Source organism: Streptomyces sp. 184, from assembly GCF_045781775.1.
Taxonomy (GTDB): Bacteria; Actinomycetota; Actinomycetes; order Streptomycetales; family Streptomycetaceae; genus Streptomyces.
Map to the genome: position 1 here is coordinate 5882456 of NZ_CP123230.1, position 24339 is coordinate 5906794.

Consider the following 24339-nt stretch of genomic DNA (forward strand, 5'->3'; position numbering starts at 1 on the left):
GCTGGCACCGATGACCACTACGGAACCCCCGCTCCCCGTCGCCACCGCCCCCCGCACCCGTACCGTCGCCGAGCTGGACGGGCGCCTGTGCGAATGCCGCGCCTGCCCGCGGCTGGTCGCCTGGCGGGAGGAGGTCGCCGCGACCAAGCGCAAGTCGTTCGCCGACTGGGACTACTGGGGCCGCCCCGTGCCCGGCTTCGGGCCTGCGGACGCGGCGATGCTGATCGTCGGCCTCGCCCCCGCCGCCCACGGCGCCAACCGCACCGGCCGGATGTTCACCGGCGACCGCTCCGGCGACTTCCTGTACGCCGCCCTGCACGCCACCGGCCTCGCCAGCCAGCCCACCGCCACCCACCGCGGCGACGGCCTGGCCCTGCGCGGCGTCCGCATCACCGCCCCCGTCCACTGCGCCCCGCCCGAGAACAAGCCGACGCCCGCCGAGCGCGACACCTGCCGGCCCTGGCTCGTCCGCGAGATCGAGCTGCTGCGGCCGACGCTGCGCTCGGCGGTGGTGCTCGGCGGGTTCGGCTGGCAGGCGGCGCTGCCGGTGCTGGCGTCGGCGGGCTGGGAAGTGCCGCGCCCGCGGCCGGTGTTCGGACACGGGGCGCGCACGACGCTGCGGCGGGCGGACGGCGGCGCGCCGCTGGAGCTGTACGGGTGCTACCACGTCAGCCAGCAGAACACCTTCACCGGGCGGCTGACGCCGGCGATGCTGCGGGAGGTGCTGGGCGCGGCAGCGGCGTCGGCGGGGCTGTAGCGGGGGCCGTAGCGCGGGAGCCGGAGCGCGGGGCGGCGGCCGGTGTGTACGGACGGGGACGGCCGTCGGGACCTTCGGGTACGCACCCGGCGGCGCTCGCCGTGCGGTGTCAGTGGCGGCTTCCATACTGGGCCCATGACACCTGACCAGCTTCGCGCCGCCTGCCTGGAGCCGAACGGGGCCGTCGAGGAATGGCCCTTCGACCGGCACCGGGCGGTCTCCGTCTTCAAGGTCGGCGGCAAGATGTTCGCGCTCAGCGAGCTGGCCGCCGCGCCGCTGTCGGTGAGCCTGAAGTGCGAGCCGGACCTGGCGGTGCAACTGCGCGCGACCCACCCGGAGATCGTCGGCGGGTACCACCTGAACAAGCGCCACTGGAACACCGTCCGCCTCGACGGCGCCGTCCCCGAGTACCTGGTGCGGGAGATGATCGAGGACTCGTACGACCTGGTGGTGGCCAAACTCCCCCGCGCCCAGCGCCTGACCCTGGACTGGCCGGGCGAACGCCACCGCACGCCCCCGGGCACGTAACCGCGCCCGGCCGCGGGCTACGGGCGGGGGGAGCGGGCTTGCCAGCGGCCCGTGTGGTGGTGGACCTCTATGGGGCGGCCGAAGCACTCCGTCAGGTGTGCGCCGGTGAGCACCTGCGCCACCGGGCCCGCCGCCGCGACGCGGCCGTCGCGCAGCAGCAGCGCGTGGCTCGTCGTGGGCGGCAGCTCCTCCAGGTGGTGGGTGACCGTGACGGTGGCGAGGCCGGGGCGGGTTTCGGCGAGGCGGTGGAGGGCGTCGACGAGGTCCTCGCGGGAGGGCAGGTCGAGCGCGTTGAACGGCTCGTCCAGCAGCAGCAGCCCCGGGTCCGGCATCAGCGCGCGGGCGATGAGCAGCCGGGCGCGCTGGCCGCCGGAGCACACGCCGTACGGGCGGCCGGCCAGCTCCTTGCAGTCCAGTTCCGCCAGGAGTTCGTACGCGCGCTCCCGGGTGGCGGCGCCGTACGTGCGCCACAGCGGCTGCACGGTGCCGCCGGCGCCGGTGAGCACCACGGTGTGCCCGGTGGCGTCCTGCGGCACCTTCTGCGCCGCCGAGACCAGGCCGATCGCGGCGCGCAGCTCGCGCATGTCGACCCGGCCGATGCGGTGGCCGAGCACGTCCACGGTGCCGGTCGTCGGGTGCGTCACCGCACCGAGGAGCCGCAGCACGGTGGTCTTGCCGGCGCCGTTGGGGCCGAGCAGCGCCCAGTGCTCCCCGGCCCGTACGGTCCAGTCGACGCCGTCGAGGATGACCTGGGCCGAGGTGTGGCGGCGGAAGCCGACCGCGCGGAGCGCGGCGACGACGCGCGGGGCGTCGCGGTGGTCGTGATCAGCCATGCGGGCCAGCATCGCAGCCGGTCGGGCGGCGGCGCGCCCGGTTTCGCGCACCGAGCCGCCGCCGGAGGCGACGCGCTGCCGCTGACGGGCCTCCCGCCCCTCAGGGCGTCTCCGCGTTGAGGCGGCGCACCGCGCCGACCGCGTCCCCGAGGGTCATGTGGTTCACGGCCACGATCGTCGGCATCCGGCCGCGCAGCAGCGCGCACGTCCTGGCCCGGCGGACGATGACGTCGGCGTCGTTGACCGCGGCGGCCTCGGCGCGGGGGGCGCCCATGCCGTGGGTGACGAAGTGGTTGAGGAGGAAGAGCCGCTTGCGGGAGTCGCTGCCGCCGCGGTGGGGCGCGCAGCTCAGGTCGCCGGCGGTGCGCGCGCGGTACGGGGTCTCGACGGCGTAGTCGTAGAAGTTGCGGTACCAACTCGCGGGCCCGTCGGCCTCCTCGGCGAAGACCACGAGCCGCCGCCCGGAGTCGGCCATCTCGCCGAGCGTGGGCCAGGGCGCGGCGGGGTCGGGTCCCGGCCGGTGCAGATACGGGCCGAGCCCGGCGGCGCGGAAGGCGCGGGCGGTGTCGGCGGGGGTGATGGCGTCCTGGACGATCAGGGTCACGACGTCCCGCGGGTGCGCCTCCAGCCAGCCGCGCAGCTCGCGCAGTTGCGCGGCGAGCGAGGTGGCGCCCATCCGGCACGGGCCGTGGCACAGCCACGTACCGGGCCGCGGCCGGACGACGGAGTCCACGGCCCTTACGAGGGTGGCCCGTTCGGCGGCGTCGAGCCCGCCGGTGCCGGCGGGCGGGACGAGCCGCTCGGCGGTCTCCCAGTAGTGGGTGTCGAGGAGGAGCGCGCGGGCGCCGCGGTCGAGTTGGGCGGTGAGGGAGACGTCCTGGTGGGCGCCGAGGAACCCGTCGGGCACGGTGGCCATGGCGTTGTGCGACCCGACCTGCACGACGCGGTCGTAGGGGCGGTCGCAGAGCGCGATGTCGCCGTTGCAGGCGAGGGCGTCCGCGGAGGGCACGCCGACCAGCACCCAGACCTGCGCGATGGCGGCGACGAGAGCGGCGGCCACGCCGAAGCGCCGGACCCGGCGGGAGCGGAGCGCCCTGGGCGTCAGGGCGGGGACACGGGCGGGCTGCGTGGCGCCGGGGGCGGGAGCGGGAGCGGGAGCGGGGCCAGGGGCGGGGTCAGGAGCGGGAGCGCTGGCGAGGGCCGGTGTGGGCGCGGGCGAGTCGGCGGGCGGCGGGGTGCGGTGGGCCGGCCGGGCGGCAGGGGGCCGGCGGAACGCGGGCGGCGCGGGTGGGGCGGCGCCGGCACCGGGCCGGCGGGGGTGGCGGGACCGGGTGGGTCCCGGCGGGGCACGGCGGGTCCGGGGCGGTAGCGCCGGGGAGCGGGGGAACGCGGGGGCGTCGGCGCCGGGTCGGCGAAGGCGGCGGGAGCCGACGCGCCCCGGCGCGGACGCGGCTCCGCGGGGACGGCGCGGGTGGGCGCCCTTCGCCGCCGACGCGGACGGTCCGGTACGGGCCGGCGGGGGCGGTGCCGCGGGGAGCCCGGAGGCGGGCTCCGGCGCGGGGGGCCGCGGAGGTGCCGCGGTCGCCGGCGGGCTCGCGGCGCGGGCGGGGTCTCCCGCGGGGGCAGCGAGCGCGGCGAGGGCTCGGCGCAGGGCCTCGCGGGTGGCGGTGGAGGCGGTGAGGGCCAGGGCGGTGGCGGCGAGGGTCAGGGTGAGCAGGGCCGCGGACCAGGTCAGGGCCGCTTTCCGGTAGAGCCCCGTCACCACGTCAGTGAGCAGCGCCGACACGCTCGGCGGCAGGCCGTCCGGCACCAGCATCGCGGACGCCGGGAGCGTCGCCCACACCGCCGCCCCCGCCGCGGCCGTCAGCACCGCGGCCCCCGCGCACGCCGCCGCTGCGGTACGCGCCCGGGGGCGCCCGCCCCGGACCGCCGCGCGCAGCGCCAGCGCCCCGGCACCGGCCGCCGCCGCGGCCACCGCGGCGACGGCCCACCAGGACGCGGACGCGGCGAGCGCGATCCGTACCACCGCGCCCCGCGCCGGCACCCACCCCGGCAGCTTCGACGAAGCCGCGGCAGAGGCCGCGCCCGCCGGACCCGCCGCCGACCCGCCCCCGCCTTCGCCTTCGACCGCGCCTTCGCCTCCGCCTTGCGCTTCGGTCACCAGCGGCACCCGCACCTCCCCCGCCGCCTGCAACCCCCCGTCCGTACCGACCGCGCCCCGCCCGTCCCCCGCACCGCCCCCCGGCGCCACCAACGGCGGCCTCCACGGCCCCTCGTGCCCGCCCGGCACCTCCGCCTCCGGCGCCACCAACCGCACACCCGGCCGCCCCGCCACGCTCCCCCGCGCCACCAGCGGCGGCCTCGCCTCCGCCCCGCCCCCGGCCCCCGCGCCCCCGTCCGCCGCCGCCGGGGCCCCCTCCCCCGGACCGCCCGCCGGCAGCACCTCGTCCAGCGCCCTCATGATGCGCCGCGCCGCGCCCGGCGGCCACGTGCCGTGGACGAAGTCCGCCACCGCGCTGCGCAGCGCCGATGTCGGGGTGGCCGCCGCCCGGGCGGGCGCCACGTACTCGCGGAGGCGGGCGATGAGGTGGGTGAGGCCGCGGGCGGCGACCGGGTCGGCGTCGGCGCGCAGCGCGCGCAACTGGTCGCTGCCCGCCTCCGTGGCGCTCTCCGCGACGGGGCCGCGCCAGTCGTCGCCCGGCGCCGTCCTGCCGGTGCCCGTAAGTGCGGCGACCAGGGCCCGCGCCTGGCGGTCCGCCGCCTGCTCCAGCGCGGGGCGCGGCACCAGCAGCGGCAGGTTGTCGACCACCGCGTCGCTGCGCAGCGGGATGCCCAGGGCGCCGGTGCGCAGCGCGCGGCGGACCGCGGGGTCGGGCAGCACCTCGTCGTAGACGCGCTGGTAGCCGTCGGCCTCCCGTACCGCGCCCGTGTAGTACGCCGGGTCGGCGACCGTGAAGCGGCACAGCAGCAGCACCGTCAGCGCGCCGAGCAGCGCGGCGGCGACCGCCGTCCAGACCCGCCGCGCCCCTGACATGCATTCAGCCTCGGCATCTCCGGGGCCGCGGGCCAGCGCAGTGCCGCCGAAAGGGCGAGCGGAGAAGCCGGTTGCACCAGCCCGTACGGAAGCAGGGGCCGGGGCCCGGCGTCAGTGCGGGCCCCGGCCCCTGCCCCCTCCCGTCGTCAGTCCAGGCCGGCCTTCTCCAGCGCCGAGCAGCACGTGTCCACCATCAGGCGGGTGACCACGTACGGGTCGACGTTCGCGTTCGGCCGCCGGTCCTCGATGTACCCCTTGCCGTCCTTCTCCACCTGCCACGGAATACGCACCGACGCCCCGCGGTCCGAGACGCCGTACGAGTACTCGTCCCACGGCGCCGTCTCGTGCGCCCCGGTCAGCCGGGTCTCCACGCCCGCGCCGTACGCGCGCACGTGCTGGAGCGGCTTGTCGCCCTGGCCCAGCGCCTCGCAGGCGGCGGTGATCGCCTCGTAGCCCGTGCGCATCCGCCGGGTGGAGAAGTTGGTGTGCGCCCCCGCGCCGTTCCAGTCGCCCTTGGCGGGCTTGGGGTCGAGGGTGGCGGAGACGCCGAAGTCCTCGGCCGTGCGGTAGAGCAGCCAGCGGGCGACCCAGAGCTGGTCGGCGACCTCCAGCGGGCCGAGCGGGCCGACCTGGAACTCCCACTGCCCGGGCATGACCTCGGCGTTGATGCCGGACAGGCCCAGGCCCGCCTTGAGGCAGTTGTCGAGGTGGGCCTCGACGATCTCGCGGCCGAAGATCTCGTCGGCGCCGACGCCGCAGTAGTAGCCGCCCTGCGGGGCCGGGAAGCCGTTCTCGGGGAAGCCGAGGGGGCGCGAGCCCCGGAAGAACGTGTACTCCTGCTCGATGCCGAAGACCGGCTCCTGGGCGGCGAAGCGCTCGGCGACCTCGCGCAGCTCGGCGCGGGTGTTGGAGGCGTGCGGGCTCATGTCCGTGTCGAGGACCTCGCAGAGCACGAGCACGTCGGCGCCGCCGCGCAGCGGGTCGGGGCAGGTGAAGACGGGCTTCAGGACGCAGTCGGAGGAGCGGCCCTCGGCCTGGTTGGTGCTGGAGCCGTCGAAGCCCCAGACGGGCGGCTCGGCCCCGGCCTCGACGATCTTGGTCTTCGAGCGCAGCTTGGCGGTGGGCAGGGTGCCGTCGATCCAGATGTACTCGGCCTTGTAGCTCACGGGGTGGCTCACGGTCGCCGTCCTTCGTACCGGGTGCGGGCGGGGCGCGGTCGGCCCGCCGGGTGTGCGGTGTCGTCCTGCCGGCAGCCTGGCAAGCCGCGGTTTCCCTTCCGTTGCCCGTATGTAAACCCGGTGTGTCACCACGTCCCGTACGGCGGGGTGGTGCTAGCTACACCCCGGGCCGGGGGTCCGGCCCCGTGCTCCCGCCGGGGCCACGCGGCAGACTGTGAGATGCGCCCGGGGAAACGGGCCGCGTGCGCCGGCACCCGGGAGCGGGACCGGCCGACCAGCAGGAACAGAGGGGACCACGGAGATGATCTTCCGGAACTGGGCACTCGCCGGGGTACGGGCGCTGGCGCTGACGGTGCTGTGCACCGCGGCCTCGATCACGCTCTTCGTGCTGACCGTCGTCTCCGTCGTGCTCATACCCGTGCTCGGCATCGGCCTGATCACCACGCCCTGGGTGCTGGAGGGCGTGCGGTGGCAGGCCAACCTCCGCCGGCTGCTCGCCGCGCAGTGGTCGCAGGTGCGCGTCCCCGCCACGTACCGCCCCTGGCCGCCGGGCCTGCACGGCGGGCTCATCGGCCAGGCGCAGCGCACCCGCCACATGCTGACCGACCCGGCGACCTGGCGCGACGTGCGCTGGCTGTTCACCGACATGATCGCGGGCACGGTCCTCGCCGTGGTGACGGTCGCGCTGACCTTCTACCCGCTGGAGGGGTACGTGATCGCCGCCGGCGTCTGGGACCCCATGACCGGCGGCGGCGACCACACCTACTGGTACGGCTTCGTGCCGGTGTCCTCGCAGAGCACCGCGTTCATGGCCGCCGGGCTCGGCACCGCCCTGCTCGCCGTCGGCCTCTTCACCAGCCACCGCCTGGTGGAGCTGCACTTCCAGATGACCAAGGGCGTGCTGGCGCCTCGCGAGGTCGAGCTGGCCGAGCGGGTCGCGCGGCTGACCGAGACCCGCTCGGACGCCGTCGACAACTCCGCCGCCGAGCTGCGCCGCATCGAGCGCGACCTGCACGACGGGGCGCAGGCCCGGCTGGTCGCCATGGGGATGAGCCTGGGCACCATCGAGGCGCTGATCGAGAAGGACCCGGCCAAGGCGAAGGAGCTGGTGTCGCGGGCGCGCGGGGAGTCCGCCGAAGCGCTCACGGAGCTGCGCGACCTGGTACGGGGCATCCACCCGCCGGTGCTGGCCGAGCGGGGGCTCGCGGACGCGGTACGGGCGCTGGCGCTGCGCATGCCGGTGCCGGTCGAGGTGGACGTCGACCTGGGCACGCCGCCCGGGCGGGCCGCGGAGCCGGTGGAGTCGGCGGCGTACTTCGCGATCAGCGAGGTGCTGACGAACGCCGTCAAGCACGCGCAGGCGCAGCGCGTGTGGCTGGACATGGGGCACCGCGAGGGCATGCTGCGGATCGCGATCACGGACGACGGCCGCGGGGGCGCCGCGGTGGACAAGGGCTCCGGCCTCGCCGGGGTGGAGCGCAGGCTGGGTACATTCGACGGCGTACTGGCCGTCAACAGCCCGGTCGGCGGCCCCACGATGGTGACCCTGGAGATTCCGTGCGCGCTGTCATCGCCGAAGACCTCTTCCTTCTGAGGGACGGTCTCGTCCGCATGCTCGAAGCGTATGACTTCGAGATCCTGGCCGCGGTGGACAACGGCCCGGAGCTGGCGCGGGCCCTGGACGAGCTGGAGCCGGACGTCGCGGTGGTCGACGTCCGGCTGCCGCCGTCGTTCTCGGACGAGGGGCTCCAGTGCGCGCTCCAAGCGCGGGCGAAGCGGCCGGGGCTGCCGGTGCTGGTGCTCTCGCAGCACGTCGAGCAGTTGTACGCGCGCGAGCTGCTGGCCGACGAGCGCGGCGGGGTGGGCTACCTGCTGAAGGACCGGGTGTTCGACGCCGACCAGTTCATCGACGCGGTACGGCGCGTGGCGGGCGGCGGCACGGCGATGGACCCGCAGGTCATCTCGCAGTTGCTGAGCCGGCGGGCGGCGCAGGACCAGCCGGTGAACACGCTGACCCCGCGGGAGCGCGAGGTGATGGAGCTGATGGCGCAGGGGCGGTCCAACGCGGCGATCGCCGAGCGGCTGGTGGTCACGGAGCGGGCGGTGGCCAAGCACACGTCGAACATCTTCGGCAAGCTCGGGCTGCCGCCGTCCGACGACGACAACCGGCGGGTGCTGGCGGTGCTGGCGTACCTGGACCACGGCTGACCGACGCACGGCGCGGGCGGTCCCGGCCGGGCGGAAGGCGAGGGTACGGGTCCGGGCCGGGCCGGTTCCGGGGCCCGGGAGACAGCGCTTGCGGTGCCCGCCCGGCCGCGGGTCACTTTTCGCCCGTTTCCCTCCGTTGCCCGCTGCCCCCGCGCGTGGCTACGGTCCGCTGATGACGGACATGACGCGACGCGCGATCCTGGGCACGGCCGGCGGACTCGGCGCCGGCGCGGCACTCGTCGGCGGGCAGGCACACGCCCGTAGCGTGACGGCCGAAGGCGATACGACGGCCGGCAGGGGGTTCGACGTGGCGGCGGCCCGGGACGCGCTGGAGCGGCTGCTGCCCGACCACGCCCGGCAGTTCACGCTCACCGCCCTCGACGGCGACGAGCGGTTCACCGTACGCGGCCGGGCCGGCCGGATCGAGGTCGGCGGCACCAGCCCCGCGGTGCTCCTCACCGGCGTGCACTGGTACCTGAAGTACACCTGCCGCGCCGTCGTCTCCTGGTCCGGCAGCCAGACCCGGCTGCCGCGCCGCCTGCCCGCGCCCGCCGCGCCCGTGGAGCGCCGCGCCACCGTCCCGGCCCGCTTCGCGCTCAACGACACGCACGACGGCTACACCGGCCCGTACCACGACTGGCCGCGCTGGGAGCGGTTCCTCGACGTGCTCGCCCTGCACGGCTGCAACCAGGTCCTCGTCACCCCCGGCACCGAGGCCGTCTACCACCGGGTGCTGACGGAGTTCGGCTACACCGACGCCGAGGCCCGCGCCTGGCTGCCCGCCCCCAGTCACCAGCCCTGGTGGCTGCTCCAGAACATGAGCGACTACGGCGGCCCCGTCAGCCCCGAACTGCTGGCCGAGCGCACCGAACTCGGCCGGCGCATCGTGGACCGCATGCGCGAGCTGGGCATCTCCCCCGTGCTGCCCGGCTACTTCGGCACCGTGCCCGTCGGCTTCTCCGACAGGATTCCCGGCGCCCGCACCATCCCCCAGGGCACCTGGGCGGGGCTGCGCCGCCCCGACTGGCTCGACCCGCGCACCAAGGCGTTCCGCGACATCGCCGCCGCGTTCTACCGCCACCAGGAAGAGCTGTTCGGACCCGTACGGCACCTGAAGATGGACCTGCTGCACGAGGGCGGCGACCCCGGCGACGTGCCCGTGCCGCAGGCCGCGCGCGCCGTCGAGTCCGCGCTGCAAGCCGCCCGCCCCGGCGCGACGTGGGTCATCCTCGGCTGGCAGGAGAACCCCCGGCGCGACCTGCTCGACGGCCTCGCGCACCCCGAGCGGATGCTCGTCGTGGACGGCCTGTCCGACCTGGAGCGGGTCACCGACCGCGAGGCGGACTGGGGCGGCGTGCCGTACGCCTTCGGCACCATCCCCAACTTCGGCGGGCGCACCACGATCGGCGCCAAGACCCACATGTGGGCGGAGCGCTTCGCGGCCTGGCGCGACAAGCCGGGCAGCGCGTGCGTCGGCACCGCGTACATGCCGGAGGCCGCCGAGCGCGACCCGGCGGCGCTGGAGCTGTTCGGTGAACTGGCGTGGCGGGCGGAGCCGGTGGACCGCGAGGCGTGGTTCGACGAGTACGCCGCGGTGCGCTACGGCGGCGGGGACCCGTCGGCGCGCGCGGCGTTCGCGGCGCTGCGGGAGACGGCGTACGCGATCTCCAGCGCCGACGGCCGCCCGCACGACTCGATCTTCGCCGCCCGCCCGTCGCTGGACGCGCGCTCCGGCGCGTACTACGCGACCAAGACCCCGGCCTTCGACCTCGCCGAGTTCGACAAGGCGTTCGGCGCGCTGCTGGGCGCCGCCCCGGCGCTGCGCGCCTCCGACGCGTACCGCCACGACGTCGTCGACCTGGCCCGCCAGGCGCTCGCCAGCCGCTCGCGGGTGCTGCTGCCGCAGCTCAAGGCGGCGTACGGGCGCGGGGACGCGGCGACCTTCCGCACGCTGTCCGACCTGTGGCTGAAGCTGATGGACCTCAGCGACGAGACCGCCGGCGCGCACCGCGCGTTCCTCCTCGGCCCGTGGCTCGCCGACGCCCGCCGGATGGCCGCGGACGACGCGGAGGCCGCACTGCTGGAGCGCACCGCGCGGGTGCTCGTCACCACCTGGGCCGACCGCCCCACCGCCGACGGCGGGCACCTCGCGGACTACGCGAACCGCGACTGGTCGGGGCTGATCCGCGACTTCCACGCGCCGCGCTGGCGCGCCTACCTGGAGGAGCTTCAGGACGCGCTGGCGGCGGGGCGCGAGCCGGAACCCTTCGACTGGTACGCGGTCGAGGATCCCTGGACGCGGCAGCGCAACCGCTACCCCGAGCGCCCCTCCGGCAACGCGCACGCCCTCGCCCGCCGCGTCCGCGACGTGCTGGCCGCCGCGCCGTACCAGGGCGTCGTCACCGCCGTCGCGGACCCCCCGGCGCTCGCGCCCGGCGGGACGGGGCGGCTGACCGCCGGGTTCCGCAACATGTGCGGGCTGGCCGCCACCGGCCCGGTGGAGCTGGAGCTGACCGGCCTCGACGCCGCCCCGCCGGGGGCCGCCTCGCTGCCGGGCGTGCCGGCAGCGGGGAAGGCGGAGTTCACATGGGAGGTACGGGCCCCGGCGGGGCCGCCCGAGGCACCGCTGACGCCGCTGGCGTACGAGCTGCGCACGGCGTACGGGATGGCGGGCCAGGACCCGGTGGCGGTGCACACGCCGGGGACGCTGTTCGTCGCCGGGCCGCTGGACGACAGCGTCGCCACGGTCACCACGAACGCCGCCGTCTTCGGGCAGCTCGGCGACCGCTGGGCGGTCGACGGGGCCGGCGCGGACATGTGGAAGGCCACCACCGAGTTCGGCGCGGTCTTCCGGCCGGGGGCGCTGGCCTCCGGCGGCTCGGTGACGCTGACGGTCGACGCGCAGGCGCCGACCGGGCCGTGGGCGCGGGCCGGCATCGTCGCCCGCGACGACCTGCGGACGGCGGGCGCGGGCGGGTTCCTCAACCTGTCGGTGACACCGGCGAACGGCGTGGTGCTGTCGTACGACTCCAACGGCGACGGGACGCTGGACACGTACCGCCGCGTCACGGGCGTCACGGCGCCGGTCACGCTGCGGCTGACGCGGTCGGGGACCGAGTTCACGGGCGCGTGCTCCACGGACGGCGGGGCGACGTGGCGGACGGTGGCGACGGTCACGGTGCCGGGGACGGCGGCGGTGCAGGACGCGGGGCTGTTCATGTCGGCGGCGGCGGGGGTGCGCGGGACGGTGGAGTTCAGCGGGTGGACGAGCGGGTGAGGACCGGCGGGCGGGGCGCCGGGGCCCGCTGCGGGGTGACCATCTGAGGATTCACTCGTTCTACCCAGCGTGGACCAGCAGGCCGTCACCACCCCGGGGGCCGCGGCGCCGACACCGCCCGCGGACACCGTCTCGTCACCCGTCGACGTCGAGCAGGCCGAGGCCGCCGTCGTCGAGCACTACGCACACCTGACGCGCCTCGCGTACCTGCTGCTGCCGGCGACACCGGACCGCGGCAGGCGGGTGCTTGCGGCACACGGCCTGGTGCAGCGCTCGCTGCCCCGGGGGCGTACGGGGCCGGGGGCACCGGCGCCGGACGACGGCGTGCCGGGCGGCGCGGCGCGCGACGGGGTACGGGGCGGGGTGCCGGGCGATGTCTTGCGCGGCGGGGTGCACGACGGCGTGCGCGGCGGGGTGCCGGCGGGCGCGGTGCCGGGGCCGCGGGCGGACGGCGGCTTCCCGGGTGCGGGGCCGGGTGCGGGGCCGGGTGCGGGTGCCGGAGACCGGCGCGGGGTTCCGGGTACGGAGCGCGGCGGCCTCGGCGGCCCGGGCCGCGGCGCGGCGGGCGGCGGCGCGGTGGACAGCGCCGGCGGGCGCCGCTCCGCGAGCGGCTTGTCCGGTGCGTCCCCCGGCGAGTGCCCCGACGAGGACGACGGTGCGGAACGGGACCTGGGCACGGCGAAGCCCTGGCGCGGCGGCGGTACGAGCGCAGCCGGCACTTCGGCGCGGGCGGAGGGCGACGGCGAGGCCGGGTACGCGTACGTGCGGCTGCGGGTCGTGCGGGCCGCGCTCGACGCCGCCCGGCCCCGCGGCCGGCTGGGGCTGCCGCGGCCCGGCCGGCTGCCGAGCCCGCTGCCCCGGCTCTGGGGCCTGCGGCTCCACCCGCGCCCGGGCGGCTCCGACGAACTGGCCCTCGACCGCGCCCTCGCGGCGCTCCCGGCGCCGGCCCGCGCCGCGTACGTGCTGCGCGGCCTCGAAGCGCTGCCCGACCCCGCCGTGCGCCGGCTCCTCGCGGCGGCCGGCGCCGAGGACCCCGGGGCCGCGCTCGCCGCCGCCGGCCGCGTCGCGGAGCCGCCCGGCAGCGCGGAGCGGCGGCTGCTGCTCTCCCCCGAGTTCGACCCCTGCTCGTTGCAGGCCCGCCCCACCGACCTGCTACGGCGCCGCCAGCACACCCGCGCCGCGCTCGCCGCCGCGGCGGCGCTGGTCGCCGTCGTCGCGCTGCTCGGCGTCCCCGGCGCCGGGGGCGGTACCGACGACGCGGCGGCGCCCTCGTACGCCCGCAACGCCTTCGCCGAGCAGGCGCTCGACCCGGCGCAGCTCGCCGTCGCCGGCCGCGACGACTGGCAGCGCGCCGGCCGCGCCGACTTCGCCGCCTGGCCCGCCCGCGGCGCCCGCACCGGCGACGCCGGGCTGCTGCGCCGGGCGCTGGCCGTCTGGGCCCGGCCCGGCGAGTCCGTACGGGTCTCCGCGACGCCCGGCACCGCCGCCGGGCCGCCCGCGGGGCCGCCGCGGCTGCTGTACGCGGGGGACGTCGACCGGGCGACGGTCGTGCTCTTCCACGACGGGCTGCGGCTCGTGCGGTACGCGGAGGTGCGGGAGCAGCCGGATGCCGCGGTGCTGGACTTCGCCCGCGCCGACGCGGCGGACGCGGCGAGCGCGCTGGCCGTCGTCGTCGGCCGCACCGACGGCAACGTCCGCTATCTCACCGCCCCCTGGGTCTCCGGCGTCTCGCTGCGCGAGCTGCTGGACCCGGCGGCGGAGCCGCAGCGGGTCGGCCGCGACACGGACGGCGTCACCGACCCCGTACCCAGCCCTCCGCTCCCCACCACCGCCCCGGGCGAAAGCGGCGCACCGGACGCCGGGTCCGGCGGCACCTCCCCCGACGCGTCCCCCGGCGCGTCCCCGTCCGCCGCAGAGCAGCCCTGCACCGCCTGGCCCGCGCTGGAGCTGCGCACCCGCCCCTCCGCCGGCACCGGCGCGCCCGCGCAGCTCACCACGGACCTCGGCGAGCTGGTGCCCGTCCGGCTCACGTACGGGCCCCCCGCCGCCGCGGCCGACGTCGCCGGCGCCGCCGCCCGCGACCGCTGGTCCCGTACCGCCTGCCACCTCGCCGCGCTCCGCGCCCACGGCGTACGGTCCGTGAACTCCTGGACGTTCGCCGGCCAGCCGCTGCCCGAGGCCGGCGGCACCGCCGCCTGGGTGTGCACCCGCGCCGACACCTGGCGCGGCGCGGGCGGGGTGACCCTGGCGCAGTTCCAGCCCCCGGCGACCGAGCCGCGGCAGCAGGGCGCGGTGGTGTCCCGCGCGCGGGACACCACCGCCTGCGGGGTGCGCGCGCCGCACGCGCTGGCGGGCGTGCTGTGGAAGTCGCGCTCCGGAAGCTGGTACGTGCTGGCGGCGGGCAGCCGCGACGTCACCTCGGTCACCGCCTCCGGCGGCGTGAGCGGCGCGACCCAGGGCCGCTTCCTGGCCACGGCGGCGGAACGCGGCGCCCAGGCGGAGCTGAGCGCGACGCTGACGGACGGCTCGACGCTGCGCCCGCCGTCGTAACGCCCTGCCGTGGGCGGGGCGCAGCGCGCACCCCGACCCGCCGGCGGACCCACCCGGACCCACCCGGAGCTGCGACGGACCACGTACGCCGGCGCGTACCGCACGAGCGCGCGCCGTCGCCGCACCACCGGCCGCCCCGCGGCCCTGCCACCCGCTCCCCCGCCCGCCGCGCACGCACACCCGCACCGTGCGGGGTGCGAAACGCCCGTGAAACTCCGTAGCGTGATACTGAGGGCTCGCGCCCACGCCACCGAGTCACCTGCGAGGATGTGGACCATGGAGAAGCAGCAGGAGTTCGTGCTCCGAACCCTGGAGGAGCGCGACATCCGCTTCGTGCGGCTGTGGTTCACCGACGTGCTGGGCTTTCTGAAGTCCGTCGCCGTCGCGCCCGCCGAGCTTGAGCAGGCGTTCGACGAGGGCATCGGCTTCGACGGCTCGGCCATCGAGGGCTTCGCCCGGGTGCACGAGTCGGACATGCTCGCCAAGCCCGACCCCGCCACGTTCCAGGTGCTCCCCTGGCGCGCCGAGACCCCGGGGACGGCGCGGATGTTCTGCGACATCCTCATGCCGGGCGGCTCGCCGTCCTTCGCCGACCCGCGGTACGTGCTGAAGCGGATCCTCGCCAAGACGTCCGACCTGGGCTTCACCTTCTACACCCACCCCGAGATCGAGTTCTTCCTCCTGAAGGAGAAGCCGGTCGACGGCAGCCGCCCGGTGCCCGCGGACAACTCGGGCTACTTCGACCACACCCCGCAGAACGTCGGCATGGACTTCCGCCGGCAGGCGATCACGATGCTGGAGTCGATGGGCATCTCGGTGGAGTTCTCGCACCACGAGGGCGCGCCGGGGCAGCAGGAGATCGACCTGCGCTACGCGGACGCGCTGGCCACCGCGGACAACATCATGACGTTCCGGCTGATCATGAAGCAGGTGGCGCTGGAGCAGGGCGTGCAGGCGACGTTCATGCCGAAGCCGTTCTCGGAGTACCCGGGCTCCGGGATGCACACGCACCTGTCGCTCTTCGAGGGCGACCGCAACGCCTTCCACGAGTCCGGCTCGGAGTTCCAGTTGTCGAAGGTGGGCCGCTCCTTCATCGCCGGGCTGCTGCGGCACGCCGCGGAGGTGTCCGCGGTGACGAACCAGTGGGTCAACTCGTACAAGCGCATCTGGGGCGGCTCCCAGCGCACCGCGGGCGCGGGCGGGGAGGCGCCGTCGTACATCTGCTGGGGCCACAACAACCGCTCCGCGCTGGTCCGCGTGCCCCTCTACAAGCCGGGCAAGACGGGCTCCACCCGCATCGAGGTCCGCTCCCTGGACGCGGGCTGCAACCCCTACCTGGCGTACGCGATGCTCCTGGCCGCCGGCCTGAAGGGCATCGAGGAGGGCTACGAGCTGCCGCCGGGCGCCGAGGACGACGTGTGGGCGCTGACCGACGCGGAGCGCCGCGCGATGGGCATCGAGCCGCTGCCGCAGAACCTCGGCGAGGCGATCGGGCTGATGGAGCGCAGCGAGATCTGCGCGGAGACGCTCGGCGAGCACGTCTTCGACTTCTTCCTGCGCAACAAGAAGCAGGAGTGGGAGGAGTACCGCTCCGAGGTCACGGCCTTCGAACTCCGCAAGAGCCTCCCGGTGCTGTAGGCGGCCGCCGGCCGCGCACGTCTTGCGGGCGGTGCGGCCCATGAGTTATGCATGAGTTATGCATGATGACGGGAAACGGACCGCGAACCTCCTCGGCGCCGCCGCGCTGACGGTGTCCGACCGGATGACCACCGCGGCCGCCGCGGCGGCCGGGGCGAGCGTCAGCGGCACCGCCGCGCTGGTCACCCTGCGGGGCGCGGAGGGAATCGGCGTCACCGAGCTGGGCCGGCGCATCGGGCTGAGCCAGCCGGCGTGCGCCCGGATGCTGGACCAACTCGCGGCGCGCGGGCTGGTCCAGCGGGAGCGGGGCGGCGGGCGGGCGGTGGCGCTGCGGCTCACCGGGGCCGGCGCCGCGGCGGCGGCCCGCGCGGAGGAGGCGCGGCAGGAGGAGTTGCGCCGCGTGCTGTCGGGGCTCTCCGGCGCCGAGGGCGCGGCGCTCGGCGCGGCGCTGGAGCGGCTGCTCGCCGGGCTGTACGGGGACGTGGGCTCCGAGGACGTGCTGTGCCGGCTGTGCGACCGGGGGGCCTGCCTGGCGGACGGGCACGTGTGCCCGGTCGGGCAGGCGGCCCGGGACGAGCGGGACGCCGCCGGGCCCGGCGGGAGGCGCGGTACGGGCACGGGCAAGACGCGCGGCGGGGCGCGTGAGCGCGGTGGGTGAGCTGCTCGCGCTGACCTCTGCCGTCAGCTTCGGCCTCACGCACTTCGCGGCCGGGCTCGCCGCCCGGCGGGCGCCGGGGTGACGGTGGCTCTGTACGCCCAGATGTACGGCTCGGCCGTGAGCCTGGCCGCCGCACTCGTCGCGGTCGCCGCGACGGGGGCGGGCGGCCCGGACGCCGCGGGGCCGGCGTGGGGCGCGGTCTCGGGTGTCGGCACCGGGATCGGGGTGGCCTTCCTCTACCGCGCCATGGCCAGGGGGGCGATGAGCGTCGTGGTGCCGACGAGCGACGTGACCGCGGTCGCCGTCCCGGTCGTCCTGGGCATCACCCTCCTCGGCGAACGCCCCGCGGCCGCCGCCCTCGCGGGCATCGCGGCGGCGTTCCCCGCGCTGTGGCTGGTCTCCCGCGGAGCGGACGAGGGCGGCGGACCGGAGCGGGACCCGCGGCCCCGGCCGGACGGGGCGGGGAGCGCCGCGCCGCGGTCCGGCGCCGGCCGGCGGAAGACGGCGGCCGGGCGCGGGCGCGGTTCCGCCACGCGGGACGCGCTCGTCGCCGGGGCCGGCATCGCCGTGCACTTCCTCGCCGTCGCCCGCATGCCCGCCGGCGGCGAGCTGTGGGCCGTCACCGTGAGCCGCGTCGTGTCGGTCGCCGTCGTCGCCCTGGCCGTGCTGGGGGACCGGGAGCCGTGGCGGCTGCCGGCACGGTGCACGCCGCACGTGGCCGTCGCGGGCGTGCTCGGCACCCTCGCCACCGTCCTCTACCTGTACGCCACCCGCCAGGAGCTGCTGGCCGTCGCCACCGTCCTCGCCGCCCTGTACCCCGCGATCCCGGTGCTGCTGGCCCTCGCCGTCCTCCGCGAGCGCCTCACCCTGCGGCAGTCGGCGGGCCTGGTGTGCGCGGGCGCGGCGATCGGCCTGATCGCGATGGCGTGACCGCCGTCCGTTCCCCCGCACCCGGCCCTTCGCCCGGGGCGGCGTCGTAAGCTCGTAGCGGCGTGATCACGGGACGGGAGGCGGTGCGCGCGATGGCGGTTCCCCAGGGGCGCAGGAGCAGTGCGTTCACCCGGCTGCTGCGCTACGGGTTCGGGGAGCCGGCCGACGCCGGGCGGCTGCTGGAGTCCCCGGTGCTCGACGGCGTACGGGACGATTCCGTGCTGCTCGACGCGCTGGGCGCCACCGCCGACCCGGACCGGGCGCTGCTCGGTCTGGTGCGGCTCGCGGAGGCCCTGGCGCCGGAGCGGCGGCAGGCGCTGCTCGACACCCTGGTGACCGCCAAGCCGCTGCGCGACCGGCTGCTGGGGGTGCTCGGCGCGTCCGAGGCGCTGGGCGATCATCTGGCGCGGCATCCGGACGACTGGGAGTCGCTGGTCACGTACGAGGCGGCCGATCTGCACCCGACGACCGCGGAGTTCGAGCGGGCGCTGGCCGAGGGCGTGTGGGGGCCGCGGGGCGCGGAGCTGCCGCGGGCCGACGCGCTGCGGGTGGCGTACCGGCGGGCGCTGCTGGGGATCGCTGCCCGGGACGTGTGCGGGACGACGGACGTGGTGCAGGCCGCGGCGGAGCTGGCGGACCTGGCGACGGCGACGCTGCGCGCGGCGCTGGAGATCGCCTGCGAGGAGCAGCCCGAGGACGCCGCGCTGTGCCGGCTGGCGGTGATCGGGATGGGCAAGTGCGGCGGGCGGGAACTGAACTACGTCTCGGACGTCGACGTCATCTTCGTCGCCGAGCCGCGCGACGGCGGGCCGGGCGCCGGACAGGGGTCGGGCCAGGGCGCCGGCCAGGGGGCCGAGCCCGCCGACGAGCGCGCCGCCGTACAGGCCGCGACCCGGCTCGCGGCCCGGCTCATGCGCGTCTGCTCGGACACCACCGCCGAGGGCACCATCTGGCCGGTCGACGCCAACCTCCGCCCCGAGGGCCGCAACGGCCCGCTCGTCCGCACCCTCTCCTCCCACCTCGCCTACTACCAGCGCTGGGCCAAGACCTGGGAGTTCCAGGCCCTGTTGAAGGCCCGCCCGGTCGCGGGCGACGCGGAGCTGGGCGCGGCGTACACGGACGCCATCGCGCCGATGGTGTGGCAGGCGGCGGAGCGCGAGAACTTCGTGTCGGACGTGCAGCAGATGCGCCGCCGGGTGGTGGCGAACATCCCGGCCGCGCAGGTCGACCGGGAGCTGAAGCTGGGCCCGGGCGGGCTGCGGGACGTGGAGTTCGCGGTGCAGTTGCTCCAGCTCGTGCACGGCCGCGCCGACTCCTCGCTGCGCAGCGGTACGACTCTCGACGCGCTGGCGGCGCTGGCCGCCGGCGGGTACGTGGGCCGCGCCGACGCCGCCGCGCTGGACGCCGCGTACCGCTTCCTGCGCTCCCTGGAGCACTGCATCCAGCTCCAGAAGCTGCGCCGCACGCACCTGGTGCCCGAAAGCGAGCCCGAGCTGCGGGCGCTCGGCCGCGCGCTGGCGCGGCTGCTGCCCGACGAGGTCCGCGGCGACCCGGTCGCGGCGCTGCGCAAGGCGTGGCGGCGGCACGCCTTCGAGGTGCGCCGGCTGCACGAGAAGCTGTTCTACCGCCCGCTGCTGGCGGTCGTCGCCCGGCTCGCGCCCGGTGAGGTGCGGCTGACGCCGGACGCCGCCAGGGAGCGGCTGGTGGCCCTGGGGTACGAGGACCCGGCGGCGGCGCTGCGCCATCTGGAGGCGCTGACGTCGGGGATGAGCCGGAAGGCGGCGATCCAGCGGACGCTGCTGCCGGTGCTGCTGGGCTGGTTCGGCGACTCGGCCGACCCGGACGCGGGGCTGCTCAACTTCCGCAAGGTCTCGGACGCGCTGGGCAGCACGCCCTGGTATCTGCGGCTGCTGCGCGACGAGGGCGCGGCGGCGGAGAACCTGGCGCGGGTGCTGTCCTCGGGCCGGCTCGCGCCGGACCTGCTGCTGCGCGCGCCGGAGGCGGTGGCGCTGCTCGGCGACGAGCAGGGGCTCCGGCCGCGCGGGCGGGCGCACCTGGAGCAGGAGACGCTGGCGGCCGTGGGCCGGCACACGGACCCGGAGGCGGCGGTGGCGGCGGCCCGCGGGGTACGGCGGCGGGAGCTGTTCCGTACCGCGGCGGCGGACCTCATCACGGCGTACGGGGCGCATCCGCCGCCGGGCGAGGAGGGGGCCGCGGACCCGGAGCCGCCGGCGGACGACCCCGACGAGCAGGCCCGTACCGCCGCCGCCGTCGACCGCACCGGCGACGCGCTCAGCGACCTCAACGCCGCGACCATCGCCGGCGCCCTGCGCGCCGCGACCGCCGCCCGCTGGGGCGACACGCTGCCGACGCGGTTCGCCGTCATCGGCATGGGCCGCTTCGGCGGCCACGAACTGGGCTACGGCTCGGACGCCGACGTGCTCTTCGTGCACGAGCCGCGCGAGGGCGTCTCCGACGAGGAGGCGGGCGCGGCGGCGTTCGCCGTCGCCAACGAGCTGCGCCGGCTGCTGCAACTGCCCAGCTCGGACCCGCCGCTGCTGGTCGACGCCGACCTGCGGCCGGAGGGCAAGTCGGGGCCCCTGGTGCGTACGCTCGCCTCCTACGCGGCGTACTACCGGCGCTGGTCGCTGACGTGGGAGAGCCACGCGCTGCTGCGCGCCGAGCCGGTCGCGGGCGACGCGGGGCTGGGCGTGCGGTTCACGGAGCTGATCGACCCGCTGCGCTACCCGGCGGGCGGGCTCGCCGAGGACGCCGTACGCGAGATCCGGCGGCTGAAGGCGCGGATGGAGGCGGAGCGGCTGCCGCGCGGCGCGGACCCGGCGCTGCACGCGAAGCTGGGGCGCGGCGGCCTGGCGGACGTGGAGTGGACGGTGCAGCTGATTCAGTTGCAGCACGCCCGCGAGGTGCCCGCGCTGCGTACGACCCGCACCCGGGCGGCGCTGGCCGCGGCCCTGGAGGCGGGGCTGCTGGACGCGGAGGACGCGCGGATACTGGACGACGCCTGGCTGCTGGCGACGCGGCTGCGCAACGCGGTGATGCTCGTGCGCGGCCGGCCCGGCGACACCTTCCCCGCCGCCGAGCGCGAACTCGGGGCGGTGGCGCGCTACTTCGGCTACGGGCCGGGGCAGTCGGGCGAGCTGCCGGAGGAGTACCGGCGGACGACGCGGCGGGCGCGCGCGGTGGTGGAGCGCCTCTTCTACGACGACTGAGGCCACCGGAGGCCGGCCGCGGGCCCGCACCGCCGGACGCCCGCCGGACGCGCCGCCGAGCCGGTTCGTCCGAAGGGGGGACCGCGCGGCGGGCCGTTCGTAGCATGGCGCCTTGTTCGTGCGATTTGCCCTTTTTCTTTCCGTGGCCCGCTGGTAGACCGGCCGCACGGACCGGGCAGCACGGACAGCGAGGTGACACCGAATGCGTACGGCGATCGCGCAGGCGGCGCTGGCCGCCGGCCTGCTGGCATCCCTCGCACCGGCCCCGCCGCAGTCCCCCGGCGCGCCCCCGGCCGACGGGCCGTCGTCGCCGGTCCGGCTCGCCCTGGACAGCCGGGCCGCGGAGGACGGCGGCACGACGTACGCGATCACGGTGCGCAACACCTCCGGGACGGACGCCCCGCACGGCCTGGTGACCCAACTCCTGCCCGACTCCATGGGATACGTCTCGGCGAGCCCGCGGGCCAGGACGACCGGCAGCCAGGTGACGTGGCGGATCATGCTCCCGGCGGGCACCAGCCGGGTGCTGACGGTGACCGCCGCACCCGACCGCACGGAACGCGGCGAAGCGCACGGAAGAACACCGGCCGACGAGAGCGACGCCGGGGACCAGCGCACCGACGCCCCTGATGCCAACCACGCCAACCACGCCGCCGACGCCGTACCGGCCCGGCTGCGCGCCGACGCCGACGTGCCCGCCTCCGCCACCACGGTCTGCTTCCAGGGCGGCACCCGCGGCGAGTGGCTCACCTGCACCAGCGCCGACGACGAGTGGACCCCGGAGCCCTGGGTCTCCTCGAACAAGGTCTACGCGGTCGGCAGCGCCGCCGCCGCGCTGCTCGTCGGCACCGCGGGGATCGTGATCCTGCGCCGCCGCCGGTCCCGGGACGCGGAGGACGACCGGTGACGCGCCCGCGGCGCTAGGTGGAGACGACCTTCTGCGGCAGCCGGTACGCGATCGTCCCGTACCAGGCGTACGAGACCGCGAAGCCGAAGGTGAGGCAGATGATCCCGCCCACCGCGTCCATCCAGAAGTGGTTCGCCGTCGCCATGATGACCAGCAGTGTCAGCGTCGGGTAGAGCACGCCGAGCAGCTTCACCCACAGCGGCTTCGCCAGCACGGCGATGGTGACGCCCGCCCACACCGACCAGCCCACGTGCATCGAGGGCATGGCGGCGTACTGGTTCGAGACGTTGGCGAGGTTGCCCGACGACATCGAGCCCCAGGTCTCGTGCACCCGCACGGTGTCGACGAAGTCCATGCCCTCCATCAGCCGCGGGGGCGCCAGCGGGAAGCTGTAGTAGCCGACGAGGGCGAAGCAGGTGGTGACGGCGAGGGCGAGGCGCACGGCGGCGTAGCGGCCGGGCTGGCGGCGGTAGAGCCAGACGAGGACGCCGATGGTGACGACGTAATGGAGCGTGCCGTAGTAGTAGTTCATCGACACGACGAGCCAGGTGACGCCCTCGACCGCGTGGTTCAGCGAGCGCTCGAAGGCCAGTCCCAGGTTCTCCTGGAGGCTCCAGATGCGGTCCGCGTTCTTCAGCGCCTGCGCCTCCTGGTCGGGCGCGGCGTTGCGGATGATGGAGTACGTCCAGTAGACGAGCGCGACCAGCATGATCTCGAACCAGAGCCGCGGCGGGCGCGGCGAGCGCATCCGGTCGAGCAGGACGCGGAGTCGCTGCCGGGACGGGGCCGGGAGTCTGCGTCTCTCCTCGGCGTCCGTGTCTGTGGAGGAAACGGGTGTCCGCCGGTCCTGGAGAGTCCTCGCAATCTCCGCTGGCCGGGGAGCAAGGTCCCGGGAATACGACGCGCCCATGGGGAGACAGTTTGCCAGACGGAGAGAGCTCGTCAGATCATCCCCCGGTGCCGCATTGAGGCCGGTATCTCCACCCTGGGCGGTAGCCCGCGGCCCGGTGAGCCCGGTTCGCGGGGGGCAGCAGCGGGTCCCGCACCGGCGGGGAGGGACGGCGCGGGACCCGGTTCGTGGGGTGGGGTGCTGTGGGCGGGCGGCGGTCAGGCGACGGGCTGGAGCCAGCCGCTCAGCCGCACGGTGTCCTCGCCGTACTTGCGGTCGAGTTCGCGCCGCAGCTCGGGAGTGGCGGCGACGACCTCCAGGGTGACGGCGTTGCGCACCGGGTCGACGGCGGAGCCGACCATGCCCTCGACGTCCTTGTCGACCTGCCGCTGGATGCGCGTCAGCTCGTCCTCGGTGTGCTCGGCGCCGACGACGCACAGCGGGCCGTCCCACAGGCCGCGCAGCTCGCGCTCGGCGGCGTCCGGGCCGGCAGCCTTGCCGCCTTCGTCGCCGGTGCCGGCGAACCGGAGGTTGACGACGTCGCCGTCGAGCCAGGAGCCGGCGTAGCCGGGCAGCGTGGCGGCCTTGTCCAGCACCCGCTGCCGGGCGGCGTCGCCCGCGTCCTTCCCCTTGCCCGGCCGGGCGTCCTTCAGCTCCTCGCAGGGCGTGGCGAAGTCGGCGACGGCGTCCGTGCCGGTGGACTCGCGGTCCGGCCGGGGCTTCTCGGCCGGGGTGAAGCGCTCGCCGTCCCAGGTGCCGACGAGGACGAGCGGGTCGGTGTACGTGGTGCCTTTCTCGCGGTGTGCGCGTACGTCGTCCCAGTTCCAGCCGACGACGTCGGGGCCGCCGCAGCTCGGCGGCAGCGAGTCCGTCATCGTGCGGCAGAGCTGGGGCCCGTGCTCGCCGTTCGCCAGGACGGTGGCCCTGACGCGGTAGAGCTGGGCGGTGGGGTCGCCCTCCCCGCGGTCGCGGTCGCCGGCGGACCCGGAGGCGTCCTCCGAGCCGCAGCCGGCGACGAGCACCGCGGTGGCGAGGGCGGCGGCCGTGGCCGCCGGTGTGCGCAGGTAGCTCGTTCCGTTCATGTCTCTCGGACGGCGCTGCTCCGCATCGGGTTCCCTGCGGCCGGTCGCGTACGGCCGTTCAGGCGTCGAGCGCCGCGCGGACCAGCCGGGCCGTCTCGGCGGCGTGCTCCTCGTCCCGGTACTTCGTCCGGGGCCAGAAGAAGCCCCGCAGCCCGTCCTTGCGGTTGCGCGGTACGACGTGCACGTGCAGGTGCGGTACGGACTGGCTGACCCGGTTGTTCATGGCGACGAACGACCCGGCCGCGGCCATGCCCCGCTCCACCGCGGCGGTCAGCTTCCGGACCCGTACGAAGAACGGGCCGACCTCCGGCTCCGGCAGGTCGGTCAGGGTCTCCACGTGGTGGCGCGGGATCAGCAGGACATGGCCGGCGAAGAGCGGGCGGGCGTCGAGGAAGGCGACGGCCACCTCGTCCTCGAACACCCGGTGGCTCGGGAGTTCACCGCTCGCGATGGCGCAGAATGTGCAGTTCACCCCTCCAGTCAACACCGGGCCGGTGACATCGCAGGGCGCGCGGCGGGCAGATGCACCGGACACGGCCGCAGCGCGGACAGACGGGCACAAGCGCGTTCATGGGATCCAATGTCCCCTGTCCGCCTGAGGATTGGGTGAAAACGGCGTGCGTAATCGCTGAAGCCTCTG

Annotated in this window: 17 protein-coding genes; 11 read left to right on the forward strand and 6 right to left on the reverse strand. The window is 76.3% G+C overall.

Annotated elements, in window-relative coordinates:
- Positions 1 to 10 precede the first annotated feature (10 nt).
- Positions 11 to 757 (forward strand): uracil-DNA glycosylase, encoded by a 747-nt coding sequence (locus QBL21_RS24975; protein WP_407564461.1) that lies wholly within the window; start codon positions 11 to 13, stop codon positions 755 to 757.
- Between the two features lie 135 nt (positions 758 to 892).
- Positions 893 to 1285, forward strand: a complete 393-nt coding sequence (locus QBL21_RS24980) for an MmcQ/YjbR family DNA-binding protein (RefSeq protein WP_407564462.1) — start codon at positions 893 to 895, stop codon at positions 1283 to 1285.
- A gap of 17 nt (positions 1286 to 1302) precedes the next feature.
- On the opposite strand, the gene QBL21_RS24985 is transcribed toward QBL21_RS24980, so the two are convergent.
- The 3 genes from QBL21_RS24985 to glnII all read right to left on the reverse strand — a co-directional run bounded on the left by QBL21_RS24985 (position 1303) and on the right by glnII (position 6318).
- A complete protein-coding gene (locus QBL21_RS24985; protein WP_407566553.1) occupies positions 1303 to 2130 on the reverse strand; it encodes an ABC transporter ATP-binding protein in 828 nt (275 codons plus the stop codon).
- 88 nt (positions 2131 to 2218) lie between these two features.
- The gene (locus tag QBL21_RS24990) at positions 2219 to 5152 is read right to left on the reverse strand and encodes a hypothetical protein (protein ID WP_407564463.1); all 2934 of its coding nucleotides are present in this window, start codon (positions 5150 to 5152) and stop codon (positions 2219 to 2221) included.
- A gap of 146 nt (positions 5153 to 5298) precedes the next feature.
- Positions 5299 to 6318, reverse strand: coding sequence for a glutamine synthetase (gene glnII / locus QBL21_RS24995; RefSeq protein WP_407566554.1), 1020 nt, complete (start codon positions 6316 to 6318; stop codon positions 5299 to 5301).
- Positions 6319 to 6631: 313 nt separating this feature from the next.
- Between glnII and QBL21_RS25000 the strand changes: the two genes are divergently transcribed.
- From QBL21_RS25000 to QBL21_RS25040, 9 genes are all read left to right on the forward strand, one after another.
- A complete protein-coding gene (locus QBL21_RS25000; RefSeq protein ID WP_407564464.1) occupies positions 6632 to 7924 on the forward strand; it encodes a sensor histidine kinase in 1293 nt (430 codons plus the stop codon).
- Positions 7888 to 8538 carry a LuxR C-terminal-related transcriptional regulator gene (locus QBL21_RS25005; RefSeq protein ID WP_407564465.1) on the forward strand — a complete coding sequence of 217 codons (651 nt, stop codon included), beginning with the start codon at positions 7888 to 7890 and terminating at the stop codon, positions 8536 to 8538. Before QBL21_RS25000 ends, QBL21_RS25005 begins: the two co-directional genes overlap by 37 nt.
- Before the next feature lie 172 nt (positions 8539 to 8710).
- Positions 8711 to 11815, forward strand: a complete 3105-nt coding sequence (locus QBL21_RS25010) for an alpha-N-acetylglucosaminidase TIM-barrel domain-containing protein (protein ID WP_407564466.1) — start codon at positions 8711 to 8713, stop codon at positions 11813 to 11815.
- A 189-nt stretch (positions 11816 to 12004) separates the two neighbouring features.
- Positions 12005 to 14365, forward strand: a complete 2361-nt coding sequence (locus tag QBL21_RS25015; protein WP_407566555.1) for a hypothetical protein — start codon at positions 12005 to 12007, stop codon at positions 14363 to 14365.
- 276 nt (positions 14366 to 14641) lie between these two features.
- Positions 14642 to 16003: a glutamine synthetase family protein gene (locus QBL21_RS25020; RefSeq protein ID WP_407564467.1), complete on the forward strand. Its 1362-nt coding sequence runs from the start codon at positions 14642 to 14644 to the stop codon at positions 16001 to 16003.
- Between the two features lie 58 nt (positions 16004 to 16061).
- Positions 16062 to 16661, forward strand: coding sequence for a MarR family transcriptional regulator (locus tag QBL21_RS25025; RefSeq protein WP_407564468.1), 600 nt, complete (start codon positions 16062 to 16064; stop codon positions 16659 to 16661).
- A gap of 78 nt (positions 16662 to 16739) precedes the next feature.
- Positions 16740 to 17591: an EamA family transporter gene (locus QBL21_RS25030; RefSeq protein ID WP_407564469.1), complete on the forward strand. Its 852-nt coding sequence runs from the start codon at positions 16740 to 16742 to the stop codon at positions 17589 to 17591.
- A gap of 92 nt (positions 17592 to 17683) precedes the next feature.
- A complete protein-coding gene (locus QBL21_RS25035) occupies positions 17684 to 20821 on the forward strand; it encodes a bifunctional [glutamine synthetase] adenylyltransferase/[glutamine synthetase]-adenylyl-L-tyrosine phosphorylase (RefSeq protein WP_407564470.1) in 3138 nt (1045 codons plus the stop codon).
- 202 nt (positions 20822 to 21023) lie between these two features.
- Positions 21024 to 21728 (forward strand): DUF11 domain-containing protein, encoded by a 705-nt coding sequence (locus QBL21_RS25040; protein ID WP_407564471.1) that lies wholly within the window; start codon positions 21024 to 21026, stop codon positions 21726 to 21728.
- 13 nt (positions 21729 to 21741) lie between these two features.
- Here QBL21_RS25040 and QBL21_RS25045 read toward each other — a convergent pair whose 3' ends face one another.
- The 3 genes from QBL21_RS25045 to QBL21_RS25055 all read right to left on the reverse strand — a co-directional run bounded on the left by QBL21_RS25045 (position 21742) and on the right by QBL21_RS25055 (position 24171).
- Entirely contained in the window at positions 21742 to 22476 is a 735-nt protein-coding gene (locus tag QBL21_RS25045; RefSeq protein ID WP_407564472.1) for a phosphatase PAP2 family protein, read from the reverse strand.
- Between the two features lie 359 nt (positions 22477 to 22835).
- Complete coding sequence (locus tag QBL21_RS25050; RefSeq protein WP_407564473.1) at positions 22836 to 23699, reverse strand: hypothetical protein; 864 nt, start codon at positions 23697 to 23699, stop codon at positions 22836 to 22838.
- A 58-nt stretch (positions 23700 to 23757) separates the two neighbouring features.
- Positions 23758 to 24171: an HIT family protein gene (locus tag QBL21_RS25055; protein WP_407564474.1), complete on the reverse strand. Its 414-nt coding sequence runs from the start codon at positions 24169 to 24171 to the stop codon at positions 23758 to 23760.
- Between the last annotated feature and the right edge of the window lie 168 nt (positions 24172 to 24339).

What these genes read in the sequence shown, in the direction of transcription:
- QBL21_RS24985 (WP_407566553.1), bottom strand. Translation starts at nt 2,130, where the DNA reads ATGCTGGCCCGCATGGCTGATCACGACCACCGCGACGCCCCGCGCGTC.
- QBL21_RS24975 (WP_407564461.1), top strand. Translation starts at nt 11, where the DNA reads ATGACCACTACGGAACCCCCGCTCCCCGTCGCCACCGCCCCCCGCACC.
- QBL21_RS25035 (WP_407564470.1), top strand. Translation starts at nt 17,684, where the DNA reads ATGGCGGTTCCCCAGGGGCGCAGGAGCAGTGCGTTCACCCGGCTGCTG.
- QBL21_RS25050 (WP_407564473.1), bottom strand. Translation starts at nt 23,699, where the DNA reads ATGAACGGAACGAGCTACCTGCGCACACCGGCGGCCACGGCCGCCGCC.
- QBL21_RS25020 (WP_407564467.1), top strand. Translation starts at nt 14,642, where the DNA reads ATGGAGAAGCAGCAGGAGTTCGTGCTCCGAACCCTGGAGGAGCGCGAC.
- QBL21_RS25025 (WP_407564468.1), top strand. Translation starts at nt 16,062, where the DNA reads ATGCATGATGACGGGAAACGGACCGCGAACCTCCTCGGCGCCGCCGCG.
- QBL21_RS25040 (WP_407564471.1), top strand. Translation starts at nt 21,024, where the DNA reads ATGCGTACGGCGATCGCGCAGGCGGCGCTGGCCGCCGGCCTGCTGGCA.
- QBL21_RS24980 (WP_407564462.1), top strand. Translation starts at nt 893, where the DNA reads ATGACACCTGACCAGCTTCGCGCCGCCTGCCTGGAGCCGAACGGGGCC.
- QBL21_RS24990 (WP_407564463.1), bottom strand. Translation starts at nt 5,152, where the DNA reads ATGTCAGGGGCGCGGCGGGTCTGGACGGCGGTCGCCGCCGCGCTGCTC.
- QBL21_RS25000 (WP_407564464.1), top strand. Translation starts at nt 6,632, where the DNA reads ATGATCTTCCGGAACTGGGCACTCGCCGGGGTACGGGCGCTGGCGCTG.
- QBL21_RS25010 (WP_407564466.1), top strand. Translation starts at nt 8,711, where the DNA reads ATGACGGACATGACGCGACGCGCGATCCTGGGCACGGCCGGCGGACTC.
- QBL21_RS25045 (WP_407564472.1), bottom strand. Translation starts at nt 22,476, where the DNA reads ATGCGCTCGCCGCGCCCGCCGCGGCTCTGGTTCGAGATCATGCTGGTC.